The sequence below is a fragment of the Thalassoglobus polymorphus genome (assembly GCF_007744255.1).
Classification (GTDB): Bacteria; Planctomycetota; Planctomycetia; order Planctomycetales; family Planctomycetaceae; genus Thalassoglobus; species Thalassoglobus polymorphus.
In genome coordinates, this window is sequence record NZ_CP036267.1 from 90,513 (window position 1) to 104,611 (window position 14,099).

At 51.4% G+C, this 14,099-nt stretch carries 9 protein-coding genes; 4 read left to right on the forward strand and 5 right to left on the reverse strand.

Annotation, left to right across the window (positions count from 1 at the left end; genetic code table 11):
• Positions 1-126 precede the first annotated feature (126 nt).
• From Mal48_RS00275 to Mal48_RS00285, 3 genes are read left to right on the forward strand one after another with little or no spacing between them, the layout of a single operon-like run.
• A complete protein-coding gene (locus Mal48_RS00275) occupies positions 127-588 on the forward strand; it encodes a hypothetical protein (RefSeq protein ID WP_145195045.1) in 462 nt (153 codons plus the stop codon).
• The gene (locus Mal48_RS00280; RefSeq protein ID WP_145195047.1) at positions 578-1,018 is read left to right on the forward strand and encodes a MarR family winged helix-turn-helix transcriptional regulator; all 441 of its coding nucleotides are present in this window, start codon (positions 578-580) and stop codon (positions 1,016-1,018) included. The genes Mal48_RS00275 and Mal48_RS00280 overlap by 11 nt, the downstream gene beginning before the upstream one ends.
• A 54-nt stretch (positions 1,019-1,072) precedes the next feature.
• Positions 1,073-3,811: an alkyl sulfatase dimerization domain-containing protein gene (locus Mal48_RS00285; protein WP_145195049.1), complete on the forward strand. Its 2,739-nt coding sequence runs from the start codon at positions 1,073-1,075 to the stop codon at positions 3,809-3,811.
• Positions 3,812-4,206: 395 nt separating this feature from the next.
• Here the strand turns inward: Mal48_RS00285 and secA are convergent, their stop codons facing one another.
• Complete coding sequence (secA, locus tag Mal48_RS00290; protein WP_145195051.1) at positions 4,207-7,761, reverse strand: preprotein translocase subunit SecA; 3,555 nt, start codon at positions 7,759-7,761, stop codon at positions 4,207-4,209.
• A 549-nt stretch (positions 7,762-8,310) separates the two neighbouring features.
• Here secA and Mal48_RS00295 point away from each other — a divergent pair.
• Positions 8,311-8,925, forward strand: coding sequence for a putative metallopeptidase (locus Mal48_RS00295; protein ID WP_145195053.1), 615 nt, complete (start codon positions 8,311-8,313; stop codon positions 8,923-8,925).
• A gap of 179 nt (positions 8,926-9,104) precedes the next feature.
• Here the strand turns inward: Mal48_RS00295 and Mal48_RS00300 are convergent, their stop codons facing one another.
• The 4 genes from Mal48_RS00300 to Mal48_RS00315 all read right to left on the reverse strand — a co-directional run bounded on the left by Mal48_RS00300 (position 9,105) and on the right by Mal48_RS00315 (position 14,096).
• A complete protein-coding gene (locus Mal48_RS00300) occupies positions 9,105-10,982 on the reverse strand; it encodes an ABC transporter ATP-binding protein (RefSeq protein ID WP_145195055.1) in 1,878 nt (625 codons plus the stop codon).
• A gap of 38 nt (positions 10,983-11,020) precedes the next feature.
• Positions 11,021-11,443: a manganese-binding transcriptional regulator MntR gene (gene mntR, locus Mal48_RS00305; protein ID WP_145195057.1), complete on the reverse strand. Its 423-nt coding sequence runs from the start codon at positions 11,441-11,443 to the stop codon at positions 11,021-11,023.
• 395 nt (positions 11,444-11,838) lie between these two features.
• Positions 11,839-12,801, reverse strand: a complete 963-nt coding sequence (locus Mal48_RS00310; RefSeq protein WP_145195059.1) for a nucleoside hydrolase — start codon at positions 12,799-12,801, stop codon at positions 11,839-11,841.
• Positions 12,783-14,096, reverse strand: a complete 1,314-nt coding sequence (locus Mal48_RS00315; protein ID WP_145195061.1) for a Gfo/Idh/MocA family protein — start codon at positions 14,094-14,096, stop codon at positions 12,783-12,785. Before Mal48_RS00315 ends, Mal48_RS00310 begins: the two co-directional genes overlap by 19 nt.
• Between the last annotated feature and the right edge of the window lie 3 nt (positions 14,097-14,099).

The window sequence follows — 14,099 nt, forward strand, 5'->3', positions numbered from 1 at the left end:
ACTTTTGTGCTTAATGGTTGACTGGACTTTAGATGCCTGTGTGCTACAGGTAGTTGTTGAGGGCTCATCGCGTGTTTGCCTCTCAGGTGAAATACTTGCCGATTTAATTCATACGGACCAATTGAAATGCTTCCACTGGAACAACGCAGTGTTCGATTGCCACGTCTCGCGCTGGTGGTGCGGCTAGTCTTCGCGCTCTTTCTGCTCGGCACGGGGATCATGACGATGGGGTTGGCCACGCGAGGCTATCCGGTTGGTGATTCGCCGGATGACGTTGGCCGGTTCATGCTTGCGCTTCAGGAGACGGGATATTTGATTTTTTGGGTTGGCTTATTCAAGACGGTCGCCGGCGGACTGATGTTTTTCCCGCGGACCGCGCCTCTCGCCGTTCTGATGTCGCTCCCCTATGCCTTCAATATTTTGCTGTATGTGACTTTTTTTGCTCACAAATACCTCGTCATCGGGCTACCAGACTTTGCGGCCTGCGCATTCCTCCTCTACTGCTACTTTGACTGGTATCGTCCGATCTTTGCCAGGCCCACAAGCACCGCGACCACCGAATTGGTTGGAGGCGAACATGCACTTTGATTCCGAAGCCTCGCCCGGATTTGCAATCGGTCGCGTCGCGTACCTGATTCGTTCTGGCATGGCCGCCGTACTGAAGAACGCCGGTTGGCCGTTTTCGCCCGAGGAAACGCAGACTCTGATCAGCCTGTCTGATGCCGGCAAGCCGTTGAGCATGAACGATCTGGCATCGCTGATGATTCGTGATCCGACCACGGTTAAACGTCAGTTGGATCGACTTGTCGAACAAGAATTCGTCGAGCGGAAAGCATCGGCTGACGACGCGCGCATCGTGATGATCGGTTTGACACGTCGTGGCGAGCAGAGACTGCAGAAGGTTCTTCCACTGCTGGATGACCTGCGGAAAACAACGTTAACCGGCATCAAAAAGTCGGAGTTGGAAGCAACGCTCAACGTTTTGCGAACGATGCAGAAGAACTTAACGAAAGACTGATAACTTTCCATGTAAACGACGGGCCAGTCTGTCCGTGAACCAAAGGAGATGACAATGTCAAAACTTGGCAGGTTTCTCACCATTCTTTTGACAGCTTCGCTTGGCTGTACGAGTCAAGCGGTCGCACAGGAAAACGCTGCGACTGAAAAGCTGACCAGACAGAACGAGCAATTCAAGGAACAGATTCTTCAAGTGGCGGACAACGTCTATGTTGCCGTTGGCTATAGCGTTTCCAACGTTTCGATGATTGTTGGCGATGACGGAGTTGTCATCGTTGACACAGGGATGATGGGTGAAGCGGCAAGTAAGATTGCCAGGAAATTTCGCGAGATTACTGACAAGCCAGTCAAGGCGATCATCTATACGCACTCGCATGGGGACCACACTGGCGGAGCACCCGCGTTTCTCGGTTCCGAGCGTCCGCAAATTTGGGCACACATCAACTTCGGTAGCGAAGCCCGACCGTGGAAGGCTGGCGGTCTGACGTTCCAAAACGTTCGAGGCGCGAGGCAGGCAGGCTTCAAGTTGCCGCCGGAGCAACGAATCAATAACGGCGTCGCACCTGCTCGTTATCCCAAACGTGGTGGAGAAGTCTTCTCTGCCAACGGAGGAACGGCACCGACTCACTTACTTGAAGAGGATCGAAAAGTCATAGAGGTTGCCGGGGTCGAACTCGAACTCACATCGTCGCCCGGTGAAACCAACGACGGAATTTCTGTCTGGTATCCAGCCGAAAAGGTCCTGTTTGCGGGAGACACATTTTATCGATCCTTTCCAAACTTGTACGCCATTCGAGGCACTCCCAATCGCATCACCCGATTTTGGGCGGGAACACTTTCAAAGTTGGCCGACCGGAATGCGAATGTATTGGTCGGCGGACACACGGTTCCTGTCGTAGGTGGCGATGAAGTCAAACAGGTTCTAACTGACTATCGCGACGCGGTGCAATTCGTTCACGACAAGACGGTCGAGGGCATTAACGAAGGTCTAACACCCGACGAGTTGGTTGAGTACGTGCAGCTTCCCGAACGTCTGGCAAGCAATGAATACCTGCAGCCATTCTACGGGCATCCCGACTGGGGCGTCCGCCAGACCTTCAGCAACTACCTTGGCTGGTTCGACGGCAATGCATCCAACTTGTTCCCGTTACCACCCAAGGCGGAAGCGGAGCGAGTTGCGAAACTGGCCGGAGGAAAAGAGAAGCTGTTGGATTCGGCTAAAGCTGCACTGGCCGAGGATGACAACCAGTGGGCCGCACAGCTTGCCGACCATCTGCTGGCAATCAACAAAGATGACTCTGATGCCAAGCAAATTAAGGCCGACGCCCTGACAAAGCTGGCCCACAACATGGTCAATGCCACCGCCAGAAACTACTACCTCACTGTCGCTCGCGAACTTCGCGAACAGGTGCCAGAAGCAGAAGCACGTTCTCGACAGCCACAACGAACGACAACAATCGCATCAGTCGGTGATGCAGTTATGGAGAAGGTCGATCTCGTCTTGCCTGACGAGTTGTATCAAGGTTACCTGTTTTGGCACCAGGCGGATGAGCTCGCCACCGATGTCGTGAATTACGCAATGCTTCTCGATGCTGAGGGAAAGGTCGTTCATCGCTGGGATACCGATTTAACTGGAGGGGGACATACCTCGTACCTGCTGAAATCCGGTGGCCTGCTGCGCATGGGCATCAGGGATAGAAAATATGTCGCAGGACAGCCAGTAGCCGCCACCGATACTCTTCAGGTCACAGACAAAACTGGAAAAGCGATCTGGGAGTTGAGAGCGGAGACTATTGATTTCAATGGGAACAAAATCACCTTTCACCACGATATGTTGCCCATGCCCAACGGCAATATTCTGGTTTTAATCTACGAAGAAATCAGCCCGAACGAAGCGGTTGCAGCCGGTTGGTCTGCCGGTAAAGGGAAAACGGTTTGGTCTGATGGAGTGTTGGAGATCAAACCCGACCTAGATGAGAATTCCTATGAAGTCGTCTGGTATTGGCGTTTTATTGACCATATGGTTCAGGATCAGGATACCAAAGCAGGCAACTACGGTGTCATCGCTGATCATCCTGAAAAGATCGATGGGCACTTCCCTGAAAGCTATGCGCCAATGAATGCTGTGCGGCAGCATTTGAATTCGCTCGACTATCACTCAGGCATGGATCAGATCGTTGTCAGCTCCTTAATTTACAACGAAATCTGGGTGATCGACCACAGCACGACCATCGAACAAGCCGCGAGCTCCGCAGGTGGTCGAAGGGGCAAAGGGGGAGATCTGCTGTTCCGATACGGCAATCCCGCTGCCTACGCGAGGGGTACGGAGAAAGACCGGCTCTTCCAGAATCAACACGACGCCAACTGGATTGACGAAGGACTTCCGGGAGCCGGCAATATCTTGGTATTCAATAACAATACAGACACGAGCAGCATGGCGAGGCTAGGAAATGGTGGAGCTGCCGCCGCTGTTAGCCAGGAACAGTTAAAGGGAATTAGTAACGTCCATGAGATTAATCCCACGGTTGATGATGACCGACGTTACGTCCCAGACCAATCTGGAACCTTTCAAGCCCGGCAAATCTGGTTCTGGACAAGCGATGACTTTTTCGCTCCCTTCCAAGGCGGAGCTCGCCGTTTGCCCAATGGCAACACTCTTCTGACCGATACGGTGGGGAGAAGAGTCTGGGAAGTTGCGCCTGATGGAGATGTCGTTGTTCGCTACAAAGGTCCTGCTCCTAACTTCAAAGCGTTCAAGTACTCCGCCGAGCAAGTCGCAAATTTGCTTGAGTAAGCTGAGCCGATTCGTTCCCGAGTAACAAGGCCGGCTCGTACTTCCGACATCATCGAGGAAGATTCCATAACAAAAACGCTGTGACCGTAGCCAGCGGCAAGCTTTGTTCAGAGATTCCTAAAGCCACTGTCGAACTCGTCGGTAAGGAGAATGCTGTTGGGCAGGTCCGGCCGCCTAGAAAAGCGGGTTCGCTTGGTGTCGAAAGTCGAGTCTCTAGAGCAGTTTACTCTACTGTGTGCCCGTGAAGAACGCATTTTTCTAGAACTGATCCTGAAACTTAAAATTGCTCTCTCAGACGTAAAGAAAAGCGGCTATTCCAGAGGTTTTCGGACTGATTCTAGTAAAAATGCTGTTCGCCACGAGGCAGGTCCTGCAAATCAATTCGTAAGATGCTTCTAGACTGCTCCGTGGCATTTTTTGAATTTCTTTCCGCTGCCGCAGGGGCAGGGGTCGTTGCGGCCTACTTTGTCGTCAAAGTTGCGGATTGTTTCAACGGTCTTCTGTTCGGCTCCCGGTTCTGCTCCGTGGCTTTCCTGCACTTCGGGGGAGAGAGCTTCGACCTCGGGTTGAACTTGTGCGTGTTGAGCGGAGGCGTTTGCCCAGAGGGACTCTAGAAACTCTGGTGAGCTCTCGGAGTCCAGGCGGAAAATGGCTGATGTGACCTGTTCGGCGATGCGGTCCCACATCGCTTCGAAGGCTTTCATTCCTTCTCGCTTGTATTCAACCTTCGGGTCTTTTTGAGCATAACCGACAAGGCCAATTCCACTTCGAAGATGGTCCATGTAGTACAGGTGCTCTTTCCAGGCGTGGTCGAGCATCTCCATCAGGAGCATCCGCTCGGCTTGTCCCAACTCGGGGCGATAGCGGGCGTCAACTTTTTGAAGAGCTAAGTTCCGCCCTTTAACCGGATCAATCTCCTCGAGTTCCTCGGTGTTCAAGATCACCTGCATCCGGTCTTTCAAGAATTGAATCAGTCGAGATAAGTCGAGAGCTTCTTCTTGTTCCCCTTCAGGGCGAATCGTGAAGACGTCATCTAAGAGTTCTCGAAGTTCATCTCGTGTCTCGGGTGCGGGGAAGAATTGGCTGCTTCTCTCGATGAGAATTTCAGCAACTTGTGGACGCTCTTTTTCTTTCAGGTCAGAGTTCGACAAATTCGTTTCGAATCGGCTGTTTGCCCATCCGATCAAACCTTCACGATCACTGTTTTGGCCAGAGAGGTATCTGTTCATCCCGACGACGACTGGAAAACGAATTTCCTTTTCACGGTAGCGTTCTCGTACTCGTTGTTGGACCAGTGCGATCGCGTCCGAAGTGTCGTCAAATTTTGTGAACTCTTCCGGTGACATTTCCACACCAAACTGGTGCCGTAGCCAACCTGAAAGTTGCTTCGCTCCAAAATCCTCAGCCAAAATGGTATCGAGAGGTTCAAAGTCCCAACGATGAATCCCTTCACGAGCACGTTCAATCAGATGCCGGAAAACCTGGTCCCGGTTCATTTCGCCATCTGGCATTCCTTCCCGAACGACCTTGCGAAGTTCTCTGTCATTTGTGTTCAGGTTGAATTGGCGATTGGCCCAAGTTGCCAGGGTTTGCCAGTTCCAGTCACGATGATCGCCTTCTTCCGGCAAGTTCTCTGCCATTTGGTCTTCAATGAGCACTTCGGCTTGTCGTTCGCCCTCGCTTGTCATGTACTCGACCATCTGGTCTTTATCCATGTTGCTGATGGCATCGGCATCGACGACGAGCCCCAGGTTTTGCGAAGCAAACGCTGCGGCCGTTCCCCAGCGATATTCTCGTGAAAGGAACTGACTCGCCCACTTCTCAATTTGTTGATTCAGCATCCCGCCAATCAAGTCGCGGCAGTTCACGCCATCCAAGATGTCCTGTCGATAGCTGTAAACTTCTTTCCGTTGATGGTCCATCACTTCGTCGTATTCCAGCAGGCTCTTGCGTGCCTCGAAGTGTCGCTCTTCAACGCGCTTTTGTGCCTTCTGGATTTGTCGAGACACCATTGGATGCTCGATGCTCTCGCCTTCTTCCATTCCCAACCAGGTGAGCATTCCCTTAACTTTTTCGCCGGCGAAAATTCGCATCAAGTCGTCTTCGAGGGATAAGAAGAACCGGCTCGAACCGGGATCGCCCTGTCGTCCTGCACGTCCGCGAAGCTGTAAGTCGATTCGTCGAGAGTCGTGACGCTCCGTTCCGACGACGTGCAGTCCGCCCAGTTCAGCGACTTTGCGGCCATCCGCTTTCATTCCTTCTTCGCTGGCGATTTTGTCAGACAGTTCATCCCATTCCGATTTGGGAACATCCAATCGAGACGAGTATTTTGTCTTCAAAATATCCCAAGCCATATGCTCAGGGTTTCCGCCCAAGATAATGTCCGTACCGCGACCAGCCATGTTGGTCGCAATGGTGACAGCTCCGAGCCGGCCTGCCTGGGCGACGATTTCGGCTTCACGCTCGTGATTTTTCGCGTTCAAGACATTGTGTTTGACACCATGCTTGGACAGCATCGATCCGAGCCGCTCACTCTTTTCAACAGAAACCGTTCCAACCAGAATTGGACGTCCCGTTTTATGAACTTCGGTAATTTCGTCGACGACCGCTTTCCACTTCTCAGGTTCTGAACGATAAATTGTGTCCTGAGAATTGATTCGCTGCATCGGGCGGTTCGTCGGGACTGCGACGACATCCAGACCGTAGATTTTGTAGAACTCGTTCGCTTCCGTCATCGCGGTTCCGGTCATCCCGCATAACTTGTTGTAGAGCTTGAAGTAGTTCTGAAGTGTGATCGTTGCCAAGGTCTGACTGACCTCTTTGATTCGTACACCTTCTTTTGCTTCGGCTGCCTGATGCAACCCGTCGCTCCATTGTCGTCCTGGCATAGGACGACCGGTATGCTCGTCGATGATGATCACTTCATCCTGAACAACCATGTAGTTCACATCACGCTTATAAAGATGATGCGCCTTCAAGGCGTTATCGATCAGGTGTGGCCATTCCATGTTTCCTGAAGCGTAAAAACTTTCAACGCCTGCCAATTCTTCAGCCTTGCGGACTCCTTCGTCCGTCAAGTGACACGTGTGTTCTTTTTCTTTCACTTCAAAGTGAACATCTCGAACAAGTTGTCGAGCGACACGGTCGGCTTTCGGGTATTTTGTGACATCATCATAAGCTGGCCCGGAGATGATCAGCGGTGTTCGTGCTTCATCGATCAGAATGTTGTCGATCTCATCAACGATCGCATAGTCGAGCGGTCCCTGCACTTGAAGCGCAGCTGTCGGCTTCATGTTGTCTCGAAGGTAGTCGAAGCCGAACTCGTTGTTGGTTCCATAGCAAATGTCACAGGCATAGTTTTCTTGCCGTTCTTGTGGACGCATTTGCCCTTGAATCGCCCCGACGGTGAGTCCGAGCGCCAGGTGCAGCGGGCCCATCCATTCCATATCCCGCTTGGCGAGATAGTCGTTCACTGTGACGATATGAACTTTTCCTGCCAAGGCATTCAAATAGGCGGGGAGAGAGGAGACGAGTGTTTTTCCTTCCCCGGTGGTCATCTCAGCGATTTTGCCCTGGTGAAGAATATTTCCCCCCACCATTTGCACATCGTAATGACGCATTTGAAGGTTGCGTTTGCCAGATTCTCGTACCGATGCGAAAGCTTCTGGAAGAATGTCGTCTAAAGTTTTTCCATCGGCAAGTTTTGCCCGCAAACGGTCCGTTGTTTCCTTCAATTCGGCGTCTGTCTTCTTTTCCATCTCCGGTTCAAGGGAGTTTATTCGATCGAGGACAGATCCGGAGATGACCCGAGAGCTCCCATCCTTCTCGCGAACAAAGCCGATCCGGCGGATTTCACGCTCGTTCGATGAACCGAAAAATTTGCGGACCAACCCTTCTACAAAGGCTGTCACTGCTGTCAAATAGTCGCCGAGACGATCAAAGAAGTCCATGTCTTCTTTCCGTGACCTATAGAGTCTTCAGGAGTGGACCACCGGGTGTGGTGGCTACGTAAACCCCTGTATTGATGTGAGTTATGTGATCCGCAAGAGTCCAGTGGGCGACTTCGAGATCGGGGGATGCTAGCCAAAACTGACCATCTTCACTCCCTCGAACTGGCAGTCTTCCCCCCACACATTCAGAAAAAGTGTGGAATCGAAAAAATCGATTCCTGTCGTTCGTCTAGAGTGCAGAATTCTTACGCCGTTTTAGTTCGTTGCTACAACTTTGTCGCAAACTCCCTGTAGACCGAAGTTTATTTCCGTAACCGGCATCGGTCAATACGCGCCCAAACCAGAGAATCCGAACATCAGGACAAGTCGATGCACCGTTGTTGCCCGGGTTGTTCACTCGTCATCCCACATATTCTCTCTGGTATTCTTGAAGTTTCCCGGTATTATCCAACTCATTGTTTGACACAAATTGATCTCTCAGTTGCCTGAGTTGCGGTAGGAATCGCACGAAATTCAGGAATTACAACTGCATCGGGAAAGGAAACTCAGATGACCAGGTCGTCGAACCAGGGGTCGGAATTCGGACCTTTTGATTTCACGCAGTCGATCATGAAGTTGTGTGAAGATCTCACAAATCGTCACGAAGCGTTCATGCACATCGACATGTCTCGCGTCGCTGTCTGTTTCGCTCAGGCCCGGTCTTCCGTTTTGCATGGGCTTCAGGCAAAACTGACTCCAATGCGTTTCGAAAACGGAGCGACGACAGGTCAACGTCAAGGACGCCTCTGGACAGTTCAGCGTCTGTACCTTGGAAAACGTGAGATGCTCTACATTCTCACATTTTATCTGCCGCGGTTTCTGGATCAATCTTTTCAAGAAAAATTCGTGACCATCTTGCACGAGCTCTATCATATCAGCCCGAGATTCGATGGAGATATCCGCCGCTTCGGTGGACGATGTCACGTTCACACGCAAAGCCAACGTGAATACGATGACCAAATGGAAGTCTTTGCTAGAGAGTATCTCTCGATGAATCCTCCAGAAGAGTTGTATTCATTCCTCAGACGCGACTTCCAGGACCTCAAACAAAAACATGGTGGGGTCATCGGGTTACAAGTCCCGATCCCGAAGTTAATCCCTATCGACGACAGCAAGACAGCCTGACGGAGCCTCTTCGCATTGTGCAGAATCAAATCATTGATTTGCGAGCACATTGGTAAATGATTCGTCGTCCAGAGCAATCCAACCTTTCTCTCGCAAAGTCAAGATGGGAGTTTGGCAGTTCAGTGGCTGTGGACAGAAAGACCAAGCTTGGGTCGACTTGAGACGGTAATCCGGCCGGATCACTTCGATGACTTCTGTTTCGATCTTGTTTGTTCTCGTCTGGCGACACGCTCACGGATGAGTTCTAAAGAATCATTCGGAATCGATGAGATGAGCCGCTTTGTGTATTCTTCCTGGGGATTTTCGTAAATCGATTCAGAGGGGCCAAATTCGACAATTTTCCCCGCGTTCATGACGGCCATCATGTCAGACATGAATTTCACGACGCTGAGGTCGTGGCTGATGAAAACGTAGGTCAGCCCATGTTCTTCTTGAAGGTCTTTCAGCAAGTTCAAGACTTGAGCCTGAACTGAAACGTCCAATGCAGAGACTGATTCGTCGCAAATAATAAACTCAGATTTCACAGCTAACGCCCGCGCAATACTGATTCGTTGACGCTGTCCACCGGAAAATTCATGCGGATAACGACGCAAGTGCCCCGCCTCCAGACCGACTTCCTCAAGAAGGTGTGCCGCTCGGTCTCGACGTTCTGAGCGACGTCCAAGAATTCCATGAATCATCATTGCCTCGACCAGCATCCCTTCCACGGTCATTCGAGGGTTCAGAGAACTGTATGGGTCCTGAAAGATGATTTGGACATTGCTGCGGTATTTCTTCAGGTCTTCGCCTCGCAGCGATGTGATATCAATTCCTTCGTATTGAATTTTGCCAGCTGTCATCTCAGCCAGTCGGACAATTGCTCGTCCTGTTGTTGTCTTGCCGCAGCCAGATTCTCCAACAAGGCCCAACGTTTGTCCTTGATAAACTTTCAGGTCGATCCCGTCGACCGCTTTGACGTGATCTGTCACCCGCCGAAAAACTCCGGTTCGAATTGGGTAATAGACTTTTAAGTCTTCGATCTTCAGAATCGGTCGACGTCCTTCCGGGACGGTTTTCAGATCAGCGTCTTCTTTGATCTCTGAAAAAGGATGCCCGATTTTTTGTAATTCACTTTTCGGGTGGATCAATCTTCCGCGCCCAGTCATCGAAAGTTGCTTGATCGCTTCCGCTGACAGTTGCTTCTCCTGGACCTCGTAGCTTCCATCCGGAAGCTTCTGTGCATCCATGAAATCACTGACAGTCGGCAAACGCCGAAAAGTGCTTTCCAGTTTCGGCCGGCAGGCGAGAAGACCCTTTGTGTATGGGTGCTTCGGGTTTGCAAAAATCTCTTCGACCGGACCATGCTCGACCAGTCGTCCACGGAACATCACGGCAACGTCGTCAGCGATCTCGCCGATCACACCCAAGTCGTGAGTAATGAAGAGGATTGACATTCCGCGCTGATCACGGAGGTCTCGAAGGAGATCGAGAATTTGCCTTTGAATTGTCACGTCGAGGGCAGTTGTCGGCTCATCAGCGATGAGGATTTCGGGGTCACAGGCGAGTGCCAGTGCGATCATGACTCTCTGTTTCTGGCCGCCAGACATCTCATGAGGATAGCTGTGAAAGCGTCGCTCTGGTTCTGGGATTCCGACTTCGTTGAAGAGGTCGATCGTTCGCCGCTTCGCTTCGGCAAAGCTCACTTTCAAGTGCCGTTGAATACCTTCGGTGACCTGCACTCCCACGCGGAATACAGGGTTCAAACTGGTTCCCGGTTCTTGGAAGATCATGCTGATGTCGCTGCCGCGCAGGTTGCGCATTTCTCGCTCGGGAAGCCGCACCAGATCTCGGCCTAAGTACGAAATCGAACCTCCAGCGATTGTTGCAGCACGGTCAGGTAGAAGCCGCATCACAGAGAGAGAAGTTACGGACTTTCCAGATCCGGACTCTCCCACGAGCCCCATGGTTTCTCCGGCATTCAATGTGAGGGTCAAGTCGTCGACAGCTTTGACGACTCCATCGGGCGAATCGAAGTATGTTTTCAGGCCCTTGATTTCCAGAACAGCTGTATCTGCCATGTCAAAACCTTTCGTCCTTGTATGGTTCCGTGCGTTCGCTATTTTGTCTGCGATTGTGAAACAAATTTCTGGAAGATCTTCAGAGTCTTCTCGCTGACATGATGCTCGATCCCCTCGGTGTCAATCTCTGCGATTTCTTCTGGAACTCCTAAGGCGACGAGGAAATTGAAAACCGTTTCATGCCGTTTGCGGGATGTTTCCGCGAGTGCTTCCCCAGATTTTGTCAGTTCAATCGGTCGATAAGGCTCCGTGGTGACGTAACCCTCTTTCTGTAATCGGCTGATGATTCGGGTCACGGTTACATGTGAAACATCGAACCGCTTCGTTAAATCGACAACCCGACAACTTCCATTTGTTTCAATAATCTCCGAGACCGCTTCGACATAGTCTTCTGCTGTTTCCGTCGCATGGTCTTTGCGAGTCCGTCTGTGTCGAGCTGCGATCTCTTTGTGTTCGTTCATTGCTTTCTTCGGAATCTATTCATGCTGTTGCGGAATTTCTTCCGCTTTCGATTCTGAAGAATAGCGATTCTTCAGATAAATACGAACCACGGTTTTCGGAAGTGAGACGCAGCGTAGGGAGAGTGTATCTTGAATAAATCCGAGGTTGATCTCTCGTTTCAACTTCGTGGGAAGCAATCTGTGAGGTTCTGAACGTGGCTTTTACGGGGCCGACAAGCATTGGAAATGTCTTGAAATGCGAAAGCATCGAGCAACACGCCTGCGATTTGCAGTCGCTTGCAAGACTTTTGAAATCGCTGTCATTGGCAGAAATGGCGATCATTTTGCTATTTTTAAAGCTGAAAACGCCCCGTATGTTGAGTACAGAGCGGCAGATTCATTCGGTCGGCAGGGCTTTATTGCCCCAGCTTCGAGGCATGGATGAGACGCAGCATGTAGTCTTTCACCCCCAGAGCATCAACGTCTGTCAGCACTTCGATGTTTTCTTTCCAGTGAGGGAGCCCTCGGCGATCAAAGACTGTCATCCCGGTCGTCAGTCCACCAGTCAGCTCGACATCAACCGTCATCGCCGTTTGCTCAAACAATTCAGGGTGAGAAACCGCCGCGACAGCGACCACTTCAGGCAGGAGAATTCCTTCCCGCCCCAGTTGATTTCTCGAGACTCGCAAGGCGAACGGAATTGTTTCGTTCAGCAATCGTCCGAGACGCGAAAAGACGTCAATTCCAAGTTGATCGTATTCGTCAAAGCTCAGACCGAATTGATGCGAAGTGTCGATCGGTAATATTGTTTTATTGGCAGGGGAGGTGAGGATCTTTTGCGAAGAGTCAGGATCAACAAACATGTTGAACTCTGCAGTCGCTGTGACATCACCGCCGACAGCCACCGACCCGCCGCAAATGATGAGTTGCTTCAGATCAGCAAGAAACGATGGTGAACGCTCAGCTGCCAACTGGAGGTTTGTAAGAGGTCCCAGTGTTAAGAGGGATAATTCGCCCGGGAATGCTCGGACAAGCTCAACAAGTAGCTTTGCAGACTCCGTCGGCTGATGAAGATCTGCCGTGATCGGCTCACATTCTCCAAGACCATACGTTCCTTGACCTTTCATGATCCCCGACAGAACCGGTGAATCGTCACAGCAAACGGCAGTGGCTCGGCTTAACCCGATCCGTGGCCAGAGTGACGGGTCAACAATAGATGTGATCGTCTGCAGGTTTCGAAACGCCTGCTCACCAGTAACCAGCCCTCCGCAAGAGGTCAATGCGATTACTTCGAGGGTTGGATCACACAACGCCAGTGCGATCGCGACAGCATCTCCAATCCCGGGATCAGCGTCAATGATCAACTTCTGGTGCGGCATTTCTCCTCCGTCAATCGCCACGGATCGCGACTTTGCGATTCCAGAAAGTCATTTGCTTCGGCATCAGCTCCGAAGTTTTTCCGGTCGTGATCAAAGCTGACTTCCCGTCCCAAACGATATGCGATATTTCCTAAGTGGCACAAACTGGAACTGTTCTGGCCATCTCTCAGACCGACCACCGGAGCTGTCCGAGACGAGACGGACTTCACGAAGCTGCTCATTTGCGAATTTTTGATATCACTGGCATCGGCATGCCCATCTTGTCGGTGGTCGTAAACTTTCCAGCCACTTCGATCGACAACAAGCATTCCCGCGTCACCGTAAAACGCAACGCCCGAAGAGCGGCCTTCAATTCCTCGATTCGACCACTGTCGATGTTCCCACACAACTTCAACATCCGGGTAGTCGTAATGCACAGAAAGTGTGTCGGGAGTCTCTCGGTCATCTTTAAAGCTGCGTTTTCCTCCTGTGGCGACGACTCGATTTGGAAGATCGAGTTTGAGAGCCCAGCGGATCACGTCAAGATGATGCACGCCCCATAACCCCAGTTCTCCAGACCCAAAGTCCCAAAACCAGGGCCAGCTTTGATGGAATCGATTCTCTTGAAAGGGACGGCCTTCAGCTGGCCCCAACCAGCGGTTGTAATCAACTCCCATTGGAGGTTGAGAAGTCGCACAGCGTCCGATTGATTTACGTCGATGGACTGCCCATGCTTTCGCAAGATGGATTTTACCCAGAAATCCACTCTGTACTAACTGAATCGCAGATTGAAAATGAGTCCCATGTCGCTGCGGTAAACCGACCTGCACGATGCGGTCCGTCTGTTCCGCCAGGCGGCATAAACGTTCGCCATCGTGAATCGAGTGAGCAACCGGTGTTTCCAGAAAAACATCTTTACCGGTCAGTAAAGCATCGGCTGTCATTCTTGCATGCCAGTGATCGGGAGTTGCGATCACAACCGCGTCGATATCACTCTTCTCAAGAAGTTGTTCATGCTGCCCGACTGCAACTGGCTTTGAAGTCTGTCGATTCGCAATTTCGTGCTGAGCGTACGCCAAAGAGCGAGCATCAACATCACAAATCGCTACGATCTCCACCATGTTTGTTCGGGAGAGTGCTTCGGTCAGTTCTTCTCCTTGCGAACCAAGTCCGATCACGCCAATTTGCAGGCGCTCATTGGGCGAACTGGTGACTCCCAGGCCCATGGCTCCCGCCGCGAGTCCGGCAGCGTTTCGGGCGCTGTTTTCCAGGAAAACTCGACGGTTGTACTGCGATGATTTCGATTCGGATGCCATGTT